The sequence below is a fragment of the Microbacterium sp. Marseille-Q6648 genome (assembly GCF_943181415.1).
Classification (GTDB): domain Bacteria; phylum Actinomycetota; class Actinomycetes; order Actinomycetales; family Microbacteriaceae; genus Microbacterium.
The window spans coordinates 290,580-307,000 of sequence record NZ_CALPBZ010000002.1; the positions used below are offsets into that span (position 1 = coordinate 290,580).

Sequence of the window (16,421 nt, forward strand, 5' to 3'; positions counted from 1 at the left end):
CCGTTCTATAACGAATTACGAGCGATCGCTAGTTTTTCAACGTAAAAACCTAGTGCTCATTCGGAATTGCTGTTACGGTCTCCTCCAGAAGGCGATCCACAGGGGCATCGCCGCTTAGAAGGGACCAAGGATGTTCCGTTGGAAGGCCACAGCAGCCGCCCTCGCGATCACCGCTCTCGCCCTCACCGGCTGCGCCGGCGGAGGCACTGACTCCGGCAACGGCGGCGGCAGCGCGAGCGGAGGCACCCTCACGCTCGGCGCGATCATCGAGCCGCTCACCCTCGACCCCGCCGGCGCCGAGTGGGGCAACCGCTCGCCGTTCTACCAGGCGATGTACGACACCCTCCTGCTCGCGACGCCCGAGGGCGAGATCGAGCCGTTCCTGGCGACCGCGTGGGAGTACAACGAAGACAACACCGTCCTCACACTGACGATCCGCGAGGACGTCACCTTCACCGACGGCAGCGAACTGACCGCCGACGTCGTGGTCGAGAACCTGCAGCGCTTCAAGGACGGCACCTCACCCGACGCGTCCTACTTCGCCGGCGTCACCTCCTTCGAGGCACCGGACGCGACCACTGTCACGATCACCCTCGACGCGCCGAACCCGGCGCTGCTGAACTACCTGACGCGCGACGCCGGCCTGATCGCCTCGAGCGAGGCCATCGCCGCGGGCGACCTCGCGACCAACCCGGTGGGCTCCGGGCCGTACGTGCTCGACACCGGCGCGACCGTGGCGGGCACGAGCTACGTCTACACGGCCAACGAGGACTACTGGAACCCGGAGCTGCAGCACTACGACCGCCTGGTCATCAATGTGCTCAGCGACCAGACCGCGGCCCTGAACGCCATCAAGGCCGGCGAGGCCAACGCCGTCAAGGTGACCTCGAGCGACAACCTCGCCGAGATCGAGGGCGCCGGCTGGACCGTCAACGCCAACGAGCTGGACGTCGCGAGCCTGCTGCTGCTCGACCGCGCAGGCGACATGAACGAGCCGCTCGGCGACGTCCGCGTCCGCCAGGCCATCAACCACGCGTTCGACCGCGAAGGCCTGCTGCAGGCGCTCGAGGGCGGCAACGGCACGGTGACCGGTCAGATGTTCCCGCCGTCGTCGGCCGCGTACGACGCCGAGCTCGACGAGTACTACGGCTACGACCCCGAGAAGGCCAAGGAGCTGCTGGCCGAGGCCGGCTACGAGGACGGCTTCACCCTCGAACTGCCGAACTCGGCACTCCTGGGCGGCACGACCTACACGCTGCACGAGCAGCAGCTGGCCGACATCGGCATCACGGTCGAGTACACCGACCCGGGCAGCAACTTCATCGCCGACCTGCTCGCGCCGAAGTTCCCCGCCGCCTACATCCCGCTCGAGCAGAACCCCGACTGGCAGCTCATCCAGTTCATGCTCTCGCCCACCGCGATCTTCAACCCGTTCAAGTACGAAGACCCGCAGGTGAACGAGTACATCGAGCAGATCCAGAACGGCGACGAGGCCACGCAGGACGAGGTCGTCAAGGAGCTCAACCGCTACCTCGTCGAGCAGGCCTGGTTCGCCCCCATGTACCGCGTGCAGGGCAACTTCCCGTCCGACGCGAACACCACCGTCGAGATGCTGCCGACCAACACCTACCCGGCCATCTACGACATCTACCCCGCCAACTGATCACTCCCCGGCCCGCCCGCGCACCGCGGGCGGGCCGGGACCGATCCCCTGGGACGACACATGCTGACTTTCATCCTCCGGCGCCTGCTCGCGGGCCTCGTGCTGATCTTCGCGGTCTCGCTCGTCGCGTTCACCATGCTCTACGCCGGCGGCGGAGACATCGCCCGCCGCATCATGGGCCAGAACGCCTCGGACGAGACCGTCGCCCTGCGCGCGCAGCAGCTCGGCCTCGACCAGCCCCTGGTCGTCCAGTACGTCAACTGGCTCACCTCGGCCATCACCGGCGACTTCGGGGTCTCGTGGTTCACGAGCCAGCCGGTCACCACCAGCCTGACCAGCCGCCTCGCCGTGACGCTCTCGCTCGTCATCGGCACCACCATCGTGGCCGCGATCATCTCGGTCGTCCTCGGCGTCCTCGCCGCCCGCCGCGGCGGATGGGTCGACGCCGTCGTCCAGTTCATCGCCGTCATCGGCTTCGCCGTCCCCGGCTTCCTCATCGCCCTCTACCTCGTGCTGTGGTTCGCAATCGAGCTGGGCTGGTTCAAAGCGACCGGCTACATCCCCATCGGCACCTCCTTCACGGGATGGCTCTCGTCGGTGACACTGCCCATCGCGGCCCTCTCGCTCAGCGCAATCGCGGCCGTCGCGCAGCAGGTGCGCGGCTCGGTCGTCGACGCGCTCTCGCGCGACTACGTCCGCACGCTCCGCGCCCGGGGCCTGAGCATGAACCGCGTCGTCTTCAAGCACGTGCTGCGCAACGCCGGCGGCCCCGCGCTGGCCGTCCTCGCCGTGCAGTTCGTAGGGCTCCTCGGCGGCGCCGTCATCGTCGAGCAGGTGTTCGCCCTTCCCGGCGTCGGCCAGCTGACCGTCAGCGCCACCAGCTCGGGTGACATCCCCGTCGTCATGGGCGTGGTCATCGCCACGGCCGTGATCGTCGTGGTCGTCAACCTCCTCATCGATCTCGCGCAGGCTGCGCTCAACCCGAAGGTGCGACTGTCATGACCGCCATCGAGACTCCCCAGACCACGCCGACGCGAGGACTCGCGCACCCGCACCTTCTGCGCCGCCTGGTCCGCCGGCCCCTCGCGCTGATCTCGCTGATCTTCCTCGCCGTCGTGGCGGTCATCGCCGTCATCGGCCCGCTCATCGCGCCGTACGACGCGAACGAGGCGTCGCTGTCGCTCATCCTCGCCCCGCCGAGCGCAGACAACCTCCTCGGCAATGACAGCGCCGGACGCGATGTGCTCTCGCGCCTGCTCGCGGCCACCCAGGTCAGCGTCGCCGCCGCACTCCTGGCGCTGGTGACCGCCCTGGTGATCGGCGTGATCTCGGGCCTGATCGCCGGATACTTCCACGGCTGGTTCGACGCGGTGTCGTCATGGGTCACGTCGCTGTTCATGGCGCTTCCGGGCATCGTCGTCCTCCTCGCCGTGCAGGCCGTCGTCGGCCCCTCGGTGTGGATCGCGATGTTCGTTTTCGGCATCCTGATCTCACCCGCCTACTTCCGCCTCGTCTACGCCTCGGTGAACGCCGTGCGCAGCGAGCTGTACGTCGACGCCGCACGAGTGTCGGGCCTGAGCGACCTGAGCATCATCGGCCGTCACGTCCTCTCGGTCGTCCGGGCGCCGATCATCATCCAGTCGGCCATCGTGGCGGGCATCACCATCGCGATCCAGGCGGGGCTCGAGTTCCTCGGCCTCGGCGACCTGTCGGTGCCCACGTGGGGCCAGATGCTCAACGACGCCTTCACCAACATCTACCGCGCACCGCACCTGATGATCTGGCCGTCGTTGGCGATCGCGCTGACCTCGATCGCACTGACCCTGCTGGCCAACGCCATGCGCGACGTCCTCGAGCGCACCGTCACGGTCCGCCGTCGTCGCCGCCGCGCCGTGACCACCGCGACCGGCTCGATGGCCGCCGTCACCACCTCGCTGTCCACCGGCGGCGGCGACCTGTCGTCCCTCGAGGACTCGACCGAGCTGCCGGTGGTCGAAGGCGCGACCATCGTCCACGACGACGCGCCGGGCACTCCCCGCGCGGACGACGTGCTGCGCATCCGCGATCTTCGCGTGGCCTACCAGCAGACCCAGGGCGAGGACATCGAGGTCGTCCACGGCGTCTCGCTCGACATCCGCAAAGGCGAGATCCACGGGCTCATCGGAGAGTCGGGCTCCGGCAAGACCCAGACCGCCTTCGCCGTGCTGGGGCTCCTCCCCCGCGGCGGGCACGTGACCGCGGGCTCGATCGACTACGAGGGGACCGAGCTGGCCGGTGGGGACGAAGGCGCCTATGCCGGCATCCGCGGAAAGCGCATCGGCTACATCCCGCAGGAGCCCATGTCGAACCTCGACCCGTCGTTCACCATCGGCTCCCAGCTGGTCGAGCCCCTGCGCACGCAGCTGGGGATGTCCAAGAAGGACGCCACCGAGAAGGCGCTCGCACTGCTGGCCAGGGTCGGCATCCCGAACCCGCAGCGCACGTTCGACGCCTACCCGTTCGAGGTATCGGGCGGCATGGCCCAGCGGGTCCTCATCGCCGGCGCCGTCTCGACCGACCCCGACCTGATCATCGCGGACGAGCCCACCACGGCCCTCGACGTGACGGTCCAGGCCGAGGTGCTCGATCTCCTTCGCGACCTGCAGTCGGAGCGTCAGATGGCGATGCTCCTCGTCACGCACAACTTCGGCGTCGTCGCCGATCTGTGCGACCGGGTCACCGTGATGCAGCAGGGACTGTTCGTGGAGCAGGGACCCGTGCGCACGATCCTCGGCAACCCCACCCACCCCTACACGCGATCCCTGCTGGACGCGATCCTCGACGAGGGACCCGCACGTCCCGCGTACACCGTTGGAGGCCGGTCATGACCGATCCGCTGCTGACCGTCGACGACCTCGTCGTCGAGTACCCCGGCAAGGGGTTCCGCGCGCAGCCCTTCCGTGCGCTCAAGGGCGTCTCGCTCGACATCCGTCCCGGCGAGACCGTCGGCCTGGTGGGCGAGTCGGGCTCGGGCAAGACGACCCTCGGCCGCGCCGTGCTGGGGCTGGCCCCCGTCTCAGGGGGAAGCATCTCCTACGACGGCCGCGACATCTCGCACCTGAACCGGCGTCAGCGCCGCGACCTCGCCAGCGAGATCCAGGTGGTGTTCCAAGACCCGTACTCGTCGCTGAACCCCAACCTCACGATCGAGCAGATCCTCGCCGAACCCCTCACCGCACGCGGCGTGGCCGGCAAGGAGGCCAAGGGCCGCGTGCGCGACCTGCTGGACGCGGTCGGCCTGCCCTCGGATGCCCGCAGCCGTCTGCCGCGGGAGTTCTCGGGCGGTCAGCGTCAGCGCATCGCGATCGCGCGGGCACTCGCCCTCGACCCGAAGCTCATCGTGTGCGACGAGCCGGTCTCGGCGCTCGATCTGTCGACGCAGGCACGTGTGCTCGACCTGTTCATCGACATCCAGGAGCGCACCGGCGTGGCCTACCTGTTCATCACGCACGACCTGGCCGTGGTCCGCCACATCAGCCACCGTGTCGCCGTCATGTACCGCGGCGAGATCGTCGAAAGCGGTGACGGCGACCAGGTCACCTCCGCCCCCGCGCACCCCTACACCCAGCGCCTCTTCATGGCCGCCCCCATCCCCGATCCTGACAAGCAGGAGCAGCGTCGCCGCGAGCGCCGCGAGTTCCTGGCGAGCCTGTCCTCGAAGGAGAAGCGGCATGACCGCCCCCACCCGCGTCCAGACCCCCGCCGTCGCCCACCTCGTGCCGCTTCTCGAGAAGCTGACGCTCGAGCAGAAGGCCGCCCTCGTCCAGGGGGCAGACTTCTGGACCACCGTCCCGCTGCCGCACATCGGCCTGCGCGCGATGACGCTGTCGGACGGCCCCGCGGGCGTCCGCGGCCCGCGATGGGATGAGCGGGAGCCGTCGCTGAACCTCCCGTCGGGCTCGGCGCTCGCCGCGTCATGGGACGAGGATCTGGCCTACCGCTACGGTGCGGCTGCGGCATCCGAAGCCCGTCGCAAGGGCGTCGACGTCGTGCTCGGCCCGACGATCAACCTGCACCGCTCGCCGCTGGGCGGGCGCCACTTCGAATGCCTGAGCGAGGATCCCGAGCTGACCGCCGGGCTCGGCGCAGCCTATGTCCGCGGGATGCAGGACAACGGCGTGGGCGCATGCCCGAAGCACTACGTCGCGAACGACAGCGAGACCGATCGCTTCACCGTCGACGTGCAGGTCGACGACCGCGCCCTGCGCGAGCTGTACCTGGCACCGTTCGAGCGCGCGGTCGAGGAAGCGGGCGCGTGGACGATCATGAGCGCCTACAACTCCGTCCACGGCGTCACCATGACCGAGAACGACCTGCTCGAGACGCCCCTGAACTCGGAGTGGGGCTTCGACGGCGTCGTCATCAGCGACTGGACCGCCGTGCGCTCGCTCGGATCCATCCCCGCCGCACAGGACCTGGCGATGCCCGGACCCGCCCCGGCATGGGCCGATCTGGTGGATGCCGTCCGCGACGGCCGCGTCGACGAGGCGGACCTCGACCGCAAGGTGCTGCGGCTCCTCCTGCTCGCCGAGCGCGTGGGCGCGCTCGAGGGTTCGGATGCCGCGGCGCCCGCACCCGTCGACGGACCCGCCTTCGCCCGCGAGGCCTCGATCGAGGGCACGGTGCTGCTGGCCAACGACGGCGTACTGCCCCTCGACGCCGGGTCGCTCTCGCGCGTCGCCGTCATCGGCCACAACGCCCGCGAGGCGCGCACGCAGGGCGGCGGAAGCGCCACTGTGCTGCCCGAGAAGATCGTGTCGCCCCTCGACGGCATCCGCGCCTCGCTCGCCCACGCGCAGGTGACGTACGAGATCGGCGCCGTCGTGCAGGAAGGCGTCGCCGAGATCCCGCTGGAGCAGCTGGTCAATCCGGCCACCGGCGAGCCCGGTCTGCGGGTGAGCTTCTTCGGCGCCGACGGCGCGGAGCTGTTCACCGAGGACCGGCGCGCGACCGCGCTGGTCTGGTTCGGCGGCGACGCCCCCATCGGCGCGAGCCGCACCGTCGTGCTCGAGACCCGCTACACCCCCGCCGAATCCGGCGAGATCCAGCTGGGCTTCGCCGGCGCGAACCCCGGCAAGCTCTTCGTCGACGGCGACCTCGTGCTCGACGACGCCCCCGTCCTCGAGGGCACCGACCTGGGCGCCGCGTTCCTCAATCCGCCGTCGCTGACCGCTGCGGTGCGCGTCGAGGCGGGACGCGCGATCGCCGTGCGCGCGGAGTTCACCCGCGCCCAGGGCGGCCCGCTGGACGGCGCGCTGAGCGTGACGCTCGGCATCGCGCCGGAGCGCACCGACCCCGCCGCGCTGATCGCGCGCGCCGTCGCCGCGGCCGAAGCCGCCGAGGTCGCGGTCGTGGTGGTCGGCACCAACTCCAAGGTCGAGTCCGAGGGCTACGACCGCGAGAACCTCGATCTGCCCGGCCACCAGGACGACCTCGTCCGCGCGGTCGCCGCGACCGGCACGCCGACCGTGGTGGTCGTCAACGCCGGGTCGCCCGTGGTGCTCCCGTGGGCGGATGAGGTGTCCGCGGTCGTGCAGGGATACTTCGGCGGTCAGGAGTTCGGTGCGGCGCTGGCCGACGTGCTGACGGGAGCTGCCGAGCCCGGTGGGCGCCTGCCCACCACGTGGCCCGCGGCCCTGTCCGACGTGCCCGTGACCGAGGTCGTCCCCACCGACGGCGTGCTGCGGTACACCGAGGGGATCCACATCGGCTCGCGCGCGTGGCTGAAGGCGGATGCCGCACCGGCGTTCGCGTTCGGTCATGGTCTCGGCTACACCACCTGGTCGTGGGGTGCCGCCCAGCGCGTCGGCGACGACGTGGAGGTTACCCTGGCCAACACCGGCGATCGTCCCGGCAAGCAGGTGGTGCAGGTCTACGCCGAGCGCCCCGACTCCACCGTGGAGCGCCCGGTGCGGTGGCTCGTGGGCTACGCGGTGGTGCGCGCCGAGGCAGGCCAGACGGTCACCGCCCGCATCCCGCTGCCGACGCGACGGTTCGCGTACTGGTCGGACGGCGCCTGGCGCCTGGAGTCCGGCGAGTACACGCTGCGCGCGGGCGCCTCGGTGGTCGATCTGCCGCTGGAGCTCGCGTGGCAGGTGCAGGCGTGACGACGGAGCAGGTTACCGGCGGCACCCTCCAGGGCCGCGCCGACGCCCGGCTGAACGGGATCGTCGAGCGGCTCGAGGGCTTCCTTTCGGCCGACCCCGACCTGTCGTTCCAGGCCGCGGCGTTCCAGGGCGGCGAGCCGGTGCTCGACGTGTGGGGCGGGCCGCACCTGTCCGAGGACTCGGTGATGGTGCCGTACTCGGTGACGAAGAACACCATCGGCGTCACCGTCGGTCTGCTCGTCGAGCAGGGAGTGCTCGACCTCGACGAGCCGGTGGCGGCCTACTGGCCCGAATTCGCGCAGAAAGGGAAGGCCCGCGTCACCGTCCGCCAGCTGCTCTCGCACCAGGCCGGCCTGCCGCAGGCAACGCCGGCGCTGACATGGCACGAGCTCCTCGATCACCACGCGGCTGCGGAGCGGCTCGCCGCGACGACGCCGTTCTGGCATCCCGGCAGCTCGTTCGGGTACCACGCGATCACGATCGGCAGCCTGGCGTCCGAACTGGTGTTCCGCGTCACCGGGCGCACGCTGCACGAGGTCTACGACACCGAGATCCGTCGCCCGCACGACATCGACTTCTTCCTCGGCCTGCCTCCCGAGCACGACCGTCGGCGCGTCGACACCCTGCCGATGATCCGCCCGGTGTCGGACTCGTCGACGATGTACAGCTCGGTGCTCGGCCCGATCGTGTGGAATGCGGCCGGACCGCCCGTCGACCTCGCCAACGACGAGGTCAGCTGGCGGTTCGGTCACCCCGCCGCCTCGGGCACCGGCACCGCACGCGGCCTCGCCCGCCTCATGGCGTCGGCGGTGACCGGTGTCGAGGGTGCGCCCGCGCTGCTGTCGCCGGACACGGTGGCGGCGATCGGCCAGCAGCAGGTCAGCGGCTATGACGAGGTGCTGGGGCAGCCGCACCGCGCGCACGGCATCGTCTTCCAGAAGCCGACTCCGTCGCTGCACTTCGGCGGTCCGCGGGCCTTCGGCCACGACGGCGCCATGGGTGCGCTGGCGTGCGTCGACCCCGACACGGGGGTCGCGTTCGCGTGGACCATCGCCCGCGGCCCGTGGCCCGGGGGCGCCGATCCCCGCGCCCTCGCACTCGCGCGCGACCTCGGAACCCTGCTCTCTTCCTGACCCTTACCCGCTCTTTCGCGGAGCGATCCGACATCATCGAGGAATCATGACCACGCTCCCCAACCCGCTGCTGAACGGCTTCCACCCCGACCCGTCGGTCGTGAAGGTGGGTGAGGAGTGGTTCCTGGCCACGTCGTCGTTCGAGTACCTGCCCGGCATCCCGATCCACCGCTCGCGGGACTTCGAGACGTGGGAGCTCATCGGCCACGTCGCCACGCGCCCCGGTCAGCTCGGCGTCGAGAACGTGCCGACGGGCGGCGGCGCATGGGCGCCGACGATCCGCCACCACGACGGCGTGTTCCACCTCGTGATCACCGACGCGATGGGCCGGGGGATGCTGCACTTCACCGCCGCCGATGCGGCCGGTCCCTGGTCGGACGGCGACGTCATCCTCACGCACGACGGCGCGGGGAGCGTGTTCGGCATCGACCCCGACATCGTGTGGGACGACGCGGGAACCGCCTACGTCACCTTCTCGGGACTCGTGCTCGACGGCGCCCTGAACCCGAACGAGCCGACGCACCTCGGCATCCAGCAGGTGAAGGTCGACCTCGACACCCACCGGGCGCTCGAGGAGCCGCGGTCGCTCTGGTCGGGCACAGGCCTGATGTTCCCCGAGGCGCCTCACCTCTACCAGATCGACGGCCGGTGGTATCTCGTCATCGCCGAGGGCGGCACCGAGCGTGGCCACACCATCTCGATCGCGCGCGGCGACGCGCCCGAGGGTCCGTTCGAGGGGGCCCCGGGGAACCCGCTCGTGTCGGCACGATCCACGCCGCGTCCCGTCCAGAACACCGGACACGGGGATCTCGTCCTCGGGCCCGACGGCCAGTGGCTGTGCGTGCTCCTCGGGGTGCGCCCCCGCAGCGGCACCCGGGCATTCTCCGCGCTCGGGCGCGAGACGTTCGTCACGCCCGTGAGCTGGAGTGACGGGTGGCCCGCCATCGCTCCCGTGGAGCTGAACCCGCGTCCGGGCACCCGGATCGACATCGCCTTCGACGCGCCGCTCGACGACGAGTGGGTGGCCGTTCGCCGCCTGCCGTCCGACGTGGCGTCGATCGAGGACGGCCGACTCGTCCTGGCCGCCGACGGCAGCACCCTCGCCGACCCGCGGCCGGTGTTCGTCGGCAGGCGGCAGGAGCATCTCTCCAACGAGGTGACCGTCCGCGTCGACGTCTCCGCCGGCACCGGCGGTCTCGCCGTCCGCTACGACGAGCGGTTCCATGTCGGTCTCGAGGTCGGCGGCGGCCGCATCGTCGCGCGCGCGGCGATCGGCGGACTGCTGCAGGAATGGGTGCACCCGTTCTCAGGCGACGAGGTCGACCTGCACATCGTCTCGCGGCGGCCCGCGGGCGGCGGCGGTCTCGTTTCGACGAGCGACGTCTTCCACCTGGCGGCGACCGTCGCCGGGGAGCGCATCGAGCTCGCGCAGGTCGATGGCCGGTTCCTGTCGTCCGAGGTCACCGAGTCCTTCACCGGTCGCGTGATCGGCCTGTACGCCATCGAGGGTCACATCTCCGCGAGCTCGTGGGTGGCCGAAGGGAACGACGAATGAGCACCTCCCCCACCGCCGTGCTGCGTGCCGAGCTGCGAGACGACACCGCCGACGTCGCGACTCCCACGCCCCGGCTGAGCTGGAGGGTCGAGGGCGCACCGGACGCGTGGCTGCAGGCTGACGCCGAGATCACCGACGGTCGGCAGACGGTGACGATCGAGGGCCGCGACAGCGTGCTCGTGGCGTGGCCGTTTGCGCCGCTCGAGCCCGGCGAGACCCGGGAGGTCGCGGTGCGGGTGAGCGCCACGACCGGCGCCCTGACCGAGTGGAGCGTACCTCGCACGGTGCGGGCCGCCTTCCTCGCCCCAGGCGAATGGGTCGCACAGCCGATCGGCCTTTCCGAGCCCGATCGGGATGCGCAGCCGTTCGAGGCCCGCACGTCGTTCACGATCGACCGGGCGGTGGCCTCGGCTCTCCTCTTCTGGACCGCGCTGGGGGTCGCAGAGCCCGCCGTCAACGGTGCGCCCGTCTCGGACGACGTGCTCGCCCCCGGCTGGACCGCATACCGCGACCGCCTCGTCCACGAGTCCGTCGATGTCACCGCTCTCGTGCGTCCCGGCGAGAACGTGCTTTCGGCCACGGTTGCCGGCGCCTGGTACACCGAGAAGTACGGCTTCTTCACCTTCACCGATCGGCTGTACGGAACGCAGCCGTCCTTCCTGGCGCAGCTGCGGGTGACCTACGCCGACGGAGCCGTCGAGACCCTCGCCGCCACCGGCGCCGGGTGGGAGGCCGCCGGAGACGGCCCCGTCGTCGACAGCGGTGTCTACCCGGGCGAGCACCAGGACCTCCGCCGCTCCGCGACCAGATGGACCCCGGCTCGCGTCGGCGCTGCGGCGAAACCCGGCTTCAACACGGTGCCCGTGCCCGAAGCCCGGATCGCCCCTCCGGTGCGCCGCATCGAGACCCTGCCGGTGTCGGCCGTGATCGACACACCGTCGGGCGGCCGCATCCTCGACTTCGGCCAGAACCTCGTCGGCCGACTCCGCGTCCGCGTCCGCGGTGAGGCGGGCCGGCGTGTGACGATCCGGCACGCCGAGGTCCTCGAGGACGGCGAGCTCGGCATCCGCCCCCTTCGCAACGCCGCGGCGACGGCGACCTTCGACCTCAGCGGCGGCGACGACGTCCTGGAATCCCGGTTCTCGTTCTACGGGTTCCGGTACGCCGAGATCACCGGCGCCGACATCGACCCGTCCGCCGTCGAGGCGGTCGTCCTCCACACCGACATGACGCGGACCGGGTGGTTCGCGGCATCCGACCCGCTCATCGAACGACTGCACGAGAACGTCGTGTGGGGCATGCGCGGCAACTTCCTGTCGATCCCGACCGACTGCCCGCAGCGCGACGAGCGCCTGGGGTGGACGGGAGACATCCAGGTGTTCACCCCGACGGCGAGCTTCCTGTACGACTGCGACGGGTTCCTGACGTCGTGGCTGCGCGACCTCGCGCACGAGCAGCGCCACACCGCCGACGGCTCGGTGCCGCTGGTGATCCCCGCCGCCCTGCCGTCGTTCGGCGGCGGCGGCCCGGTCGCCGCGTGGGGCGACGCGGCGACCGTCGTCCCGACGGTGCTGCACGAGCGCTTCGGCGACGCCGGCGTCCTCGCCGACCAGTACGACAGCATGCGCGCGTGGGTGGAGTCGGTCTTGACCGACGCCGGCGACTCGGGCCTGTGGGCCGGGCGCATGCAGCTCGGGGACTGGCTCGACCCCGCCGCGCCGCCCGACAAGCCCGGACAGGCCAAGGTCTCGAGCGACATCGTGGCCACCGCCTACCTCGCCCGCTCGCTGCAGCAGGTCGCCGATGCCGCACGCCTGCTCGGACGCCACGACGACGCCGCCCGCTACGACGTGCTCGCCGCGCGCAGCCGCGACGCGTTCACCGCCGAGTACGTCACGCCCGCCGGGCGCATGATGAGCGACGCCCCCACGGCCTACGCCCTCGCACTCGAGTTCGACCTGGTGCGCGAACCGCGCGTGCGCGCGGGACTGGCCGCGCGGCTGGCGGACCTCGTCCGCGAGGGCGGGTACCGCATCGGCACCGGGTTCGTCGGCACGCCGCTCGTCACCGACGCCCTGACCGACGGCGGCCATCTCGACGCCGCCGAGCGCCTGCTCACCCAGGCCGAGTGCCCGTCGTGGCTGTACCCCGTCACGATGGGCGCGACCACGGTGTGGGAGCGGTGGGACTCGATGCTGCCCGACGGGTCGATCAACCCGGGCGAGATGACCTCGTTCAACCACTACGCTCTGGGCGCGGTCGCCGACTGGCTGCACCGGGTCGTGGCGGGCCTCGCACCCGCCGAGCCCGCGTACCGCGCGCTGCGCATCGCTCCGCACCCGCTGGCCTCGCTCGCCCACGCCTCGGCGCGGCACATCACCCCGTACGGCGAGGCGTCGGTCGGATGGGTGCGCGACGGCGACGAGATCGTCGTCACCGCGACGGTTCCCGCCAACACCACCGCCGTGGTCGAGCTCGCCGGGCGCGAGCCGTTCGAGGTGGGGTCGGGCGCTCACGAATGGCGGATGCCGCACGTGGCGGCATCCGATCGTCCGCAGCTACCCGGACTCGACGCGTCGCTGGCCGACGTGATCGACGACCCTCGCGCCTACCGGGCGCTGCTCGACACGCTCGCCGAGATCGACCCGGAGCGCGCCGAGAGCGTGCGCGCCGAGACCCACTGGGGCCGGGGACGCACGGTGTCGACGGCGCTGATGTTCACTCCGCCGCCGGTGCTGGCCGCCGTGGACGCCGCGATCCGGACCGCCACCGCCTGACGCCCCGGGCGGCCGTGCCGGACGGCCGCGCGGGACGGGCCGGCTGGTCGCGCGGGACGGGCCCGGCTGGTCGGCTCGGTCCCGGCCTGCCGCTTCGGGTCGCGTGCGCACGCCGCCCCTGCGTGCGGGGTTCTCACGCACGCGAGGGGCGCGTGCGCACGCAGCCCGAGTCCGACGTCAGCGGACGGTGAGGATCACCCGCTGCCACGCCTTCAGCGGGGTGGGCGCGTCGTCGGTCGCCTCGGCGATCACGTGGATCGTCTCGCCGGGCCGCGCGTCGGCGGGCACGACGATCGAGGTTCGGATGCCGTGCTCGGCAGCCGGAGACACCTCACCGTCGTAGGTCCCGGCCTCGCGGTACACCCACCAGCGGCAGGACACATCGTCGCCGTCGGGGTCGCCCAGTTCGGCCGTGAGCGTCACCTCGGAGCCGGCGGACACATCGACGTCAGTGCCCTCCGCGATGCGGACGGTCGGGTGGTGATTGACCTCGGCGAACGGTCGCACCGTCCACTGCAGGCGTGCGGCGAAGTCCGCCTGCGCGTCGGCGAACCAGCGCACCACCGAGCCCTCGTCGCCCGTGGCCGACGAGTCCGCCCAGTCGGCTCCGCCGACCCGGAACGCGGCGTCCGCGAGGCCCCAGGTGTCAGCACCGTCGTCGGTGCGCACGTAGCGTCCGCCCCACCCGCCGTACGACGGGTGTTCGTGTGCGCGCAGGCCGGGCACGAGGAGGTTCAGCATGTTGGTCGAGTCGCCCTCCGAGATCCATTCGCCGGGCGGTTGAGGCGGCATCCACACCCCGTACCCCAGCGCACGCAGCTCGTCGGCCGACAGGCCGGACAGGTGGAAGTAGTCGGTCATGTCGCCCGGGACCATCTGACGCCCGTCGCCCCACACGCGGTACAGCGCGCCGAGGGGACCGACGCCGGTGACGTTGTCGCGCGTCCAGGACGCGCCGAGCAGATGGTGGTCCTCGGGGCGGATCGTCCGGCGCGCCATATAGCCCCACGCCAGCGTGGCGACCTCGATCACGCGGATGCCGGGCCACGCGACGGCGATGTAGTCGTCGTAGGTGTCGTCCTGCGACGCGAACTTGCTGATGACGGCCTTGGCCGACACGGTCGCGTGGACCGCCTCCCACTCCGGAGTTTCGCCGAAGCGCTCTTCGATCGACATGAGCGCTCGTGCCACCGTGCTCGGCCCCGCCCACAGCTGCAGGAACACCGGACCCGGCCGGTCGTCCAGGAGGACGTCGGCGATCAGGTCCGACCCCGGAGAGGCGTGGGCGGTGTCGCCTTCGAAGTCGACGTTCCCCTCGCGGATGACGCTCCGCAGCCGATCGGGTGCGGGGTAGCGCTCGTCATGCGTGACGAGCGTGTCGTAGACCTGGGCGTACGCGTCGACGGCATCGTCGATGAAGCGCTCGCCCGGAGCCCATCGCCACGACCTCTGCGGCTCGGTGTACTCGCGGTCGGGGAGGAAGAACTCGGTCCCGGCGCCGTCGCCCCGCCAGTGGAAGCGGCTGCTCGCATACACGAGGCCCTCGATCTCGACCTCGTTGCCGTAGAGCAGGAACCGGATCATCGAGTTCAGGTCGTCGAGTTCGGGGTCGGCGGTGACGATCGTCCGCGGCCGCGCGGTCACGAGGTCGCTCCGCCCGGCGCCGCAGCGTCGTCGGCGGGCCGGCCGGGCGCGTGCACCGCGGCCTGCTGCCACCGGTCGAACTCACCGAGCTTGAGATAGAAGTCCTCGAACATCAGTCGCGTGTCGACCCACGTGTACACGCGCAGGGGTCGCGCCCCGGGGACGACGCGGTACGAGCCATCGTCGTCGATCGCGGGCGTCGGCACGCTCTCGTAGCGGCTCGAGGACGGGTCGGGCTGGAACACCGACTGCAGCGCGGTCAGCAGAACGAGCGGCGAGTCGCCGAGCGCGTAGGTCTCGGCCGCGCCGCCGAGGTGGGCTGCGACCATCGCCATCACCCGGGCGACTTCGTCGTACAGGTGTCTTCCGAGCGGACCGGTCGCGGCGACGCGCAGCCGCAGCTCGGCATCCGACACCAGGCACTGCCGGTAGACGTCACGCGGCACCTGCCAGATCGGCAGCGCCGAGTCCTCGAAGACCACCTGGGCGGCGGCGACGTCGATGAGCAGGTTGTACTCGATCGGCATCGAGTCGGGCGGGGGCACGGCGAGTCCCTCGTGCTCGGCGCCGCCGATCCAGACGACGGTCATCCGGTCGGCGATGCGCGGTTCGCGGAGGTACGCCGAGGCCAGGTCGGTGAGTCCTCCGCCGGCGACGTAGAACAGGGGCGTCGCGACATCGTCGCGGAGGGCCTCGGCGATGATGGCGTCGACGGCCGGAGCGGGTTGCGGTGTGGTCCGGTTCGCCAGCGCGACGTCGGACCCGGCCGCGACGACGTGTGCGGCATCCAGCCCCATGCGGGCGAACACGTCGTGGACGATCGCCGCGGCGTTCTGCGCCTGTCGGTCGCTCGCGTCGAACGGGTCGTCCGCGCGCAGGTGCGACGCGACGATCAGGGGGATCTCGACGCTCGGAGAGAGCAGGTGGTGCACGAGCTGGAAGAGGTCGTCGGGGTCGCCCGAGAAGTCGTTGTCGATGATGACCCGCGCACGAGGCGGCGTCGTCGGGGCGATGGCCTGCCACGGCGCCTGACCGAGCGTCCAGCGACGCGGGGCCTGGACGGCTGCCGTCGCTTCGGGCGTGGGTATGGTGCTCATTCCAAGCCTCCGGTCATGCGAACCCTGGTCATTCGGACCCCTTCGTCGTCGGGCACAGCCTCCGCGATCGTACCACCGGTTGACCAATTCAGCCCGGCGGGCGGTCCTCGCCGGGGCGCGGTCGGTCGACGCGTAGCCCCCTGGCCCGCCGCGCGTGAGCCGTCACTCCTGTCCGGTGGAGCGACGGGAACCCGACACACGTGACGGCTCGCGGAGCCCGCTGACCGTCTCCCGACGCGCGGCCCCTAGCCCGCAGCGCGTGAGCCGTCACTCCTGTCCGGTAGAGCGACGGGAACCCGACACACGTGACGGCTCGCGGCCACGCTCACGCCTCGCCGGACCCACGTGACGGCTCGCGGCCCGCTCCCTCCGCGCCGAACAGCCCGCACCGCGCCGAACAGCCCGC

9 protein-coding genes and 1 pseudogene are annotated in these 16,421 nt (G+C 71.3%); 8 read left to right on the forward strand and 2 right to left on the reverse strand.

What is annotated here, in order from left to right:
• The first annotated feature begins 130 nt into the window (after window positions 1-130).
• From NFR93_RS08905 to NFR93_RS08940, 8 genes and pseudogenes are all read left to right on the forward strand, one after another.
• Window positions 131-1,663 carry an ABC transporter substrate-binding protein gene (locus NFR93_RS08905; protein WP_251452187.1) on the forward strand — a complete coding sequence of 511 codons (1,533 nt, stop codon included), beginning with the start codon at window positions 131-133 and terminating at the stop codon, window positions 1,661-1,663.
• A gap of 60 nt (window positions 1,664-1,723) precedes the next feature.
• Window positions 1,724-2,665 (forward strand): ABC transporter permease, encoded by a 942-nt coding sequence (locus NFR93_RS08910; RefSeq protein ID WP_251452189.1) that lies wholly within the window; start codon window positions 1,724-1,726, stop codon window positions 2,663-2,665.
• Entirely contained in the window at window positions 2,662-4,530 is a 1,869-nt protein-coding gene (locus NFR93_RS08915) for a dipeptide/oligopeptide/nickel ABC transporter permease/ATP-binding protein (protein ID WP_251452191.1), read from the forward strand. Before NFR93_RS08910 ends, NFR93_RS08915 begins: the two co-directional genes overlap by 4 nt.
• Window positions 4,527-5,348, forward strand: a pseudogene (locus tag NFR93_RS08920) (ATP-binding cassette domain-containing protein); the annotation flags it as partial. The gene NFR93_RS08915 and the pseudogene NFR93_RS08920, both read left to right, overlap by 4 nt.
• A gap of 25 nt (window positions 5,349-5,373) precedes the next feature.
• Window positions 5,374-7,809 (forward strand): glycoside hydrolase family 3 protein, encoded by a 2,436-nt coding sequence (locus NFR93_RS08925; RefSeq protein WP_251452197.1) that lies wholly within the window; start codon window positions 5,374-5,376, stop codon window positions 7,807-7,809.
• The gene (locus NFR93_RS08930; protein WP_251452198.1) at window positions 7,806-8,942 is read left to right on the forward strand and encodes a serine hydrolase domain-containing protein; all 1,137 of its coding nucleotides are present in this window, start codon (window positions 7,806-7,808) and stop codon (window positions 8,940-8,942) included. Before NFR93_RS08925 ends, NFR93_RS08930 begins: the two co-directional genes overlap by 4 nt.
• Window positions 8,943-8,988: 46 nt before the next feature.
• Window positions 8,989-10,497, forward strand: a complete 1,509-nt coding sequence (locus tag NFR93_RS08935) for a glycoside hydrolase family 43 protein (protein WP_251452199.1) — start codon at window positions 8,989-8,991, stop codon at window positions 10,495-10,497.
• Window positions 10,494-13,274 (forward strand): alpha-L-rhamnosidase, encoded by a 2,781-nt coding sequence (locus NFR93_RS08940; protein ID WP_251452201.1) that lies wholly within the window; start codon window positions 10,494-10,496, stop codon window positions 13,272-13,274. Before NFR93_RS08935 ends, NFR93_RS08940 begins: the two co-directional genes overlap by 4 nt.
• Before the next feature lie 177 nt (window positions 13,275-13,451).
• Here NFR93_RS08940 and NFR93_RS08945 read toward each other — a convergent pair whose 3' ends face one another.
• Window positions 13,452-14,918 carry a DUF1593 domain-containing protein gene (locus NFR93_RS08945; protein WP_251452203.1) on the reverse strand — a complete coding sequence of 489 codons (1,467 nt, stop codon included), beginning with the start codon at window positions 14,916-14,918 and terminating at the stop codon, window positions 13,452-13,454.
• Complete coding sequence (locus NFR93_RS08950; RefSeq protein ID WP_251452204.1) at window positions 14,915-16,015, reverse strand: nucleoside hydrolase; 1,101 nt, start codon at window positions 16,013-16,015, stop codon at window positions 14,915-14,917. Before NFR93_RS08950 ends, NFR93_RS08945 begins: the two co-directional genes overlap by 4 nt.
• Between the last annotated feature and the right edge of the window lie 406 nt (window positions 16,016-16,421).

Excerpts from the sequence above, each read along its gene's own strand:
- NFR93_RS08905 (WP_251452187.1), top strand. The coding sequence starts at position 131 with ATGTTCCGTTGGAAGGCCACAGCAGCCGCCCTCGCGATCACCGCTCTC.
- NFR93_RS08910 (WP_251452189.1), top strand. The coding sequence starts at position 1,724 with ATGCTGACTTTCATCCTCCGGCGCCTGCTCGCGGGCCTCGTGCTGATC.
- NFR93_RS08915 (WP_251452191.1), top strand. The coding sequence starts at position 2,662 with ATGACCGCCATCGAGACTCCCCAGACCACGCCGACGCGAGGACTCGCG.
- NFR93_RS08925 (WP_251452197.1), top strand. The coding sequence starts at position 5,374 with ATGACCGCCCCCACCCGCGTCCAGACCCCCGCCGTCGCCCACCTCGTG.
- NFR93_RS08935 (WP_251452199.1), top strand. The coding sequence starts at position 8,989 with ATGACCACGCTCCCCAACCCGCTGCTGAACGGCTTCCACCCCGACCCG.
- NFR93_RS08940 (WP_251452201.1), top strand. The coding sequence starts at position 10,494 with ATGAGCACCTCCCCCACCGCCGTGCTGCGTGCCGAGCTGCGAGACGAC.
- NFR93_RS08950 (WP_251452204.1), bottom strand. The coding sequence starts at position 16,015 with ATGAGCACCATACCCACGCCCGAAGCGACGGCAGCCGTCCAGGCCCCG.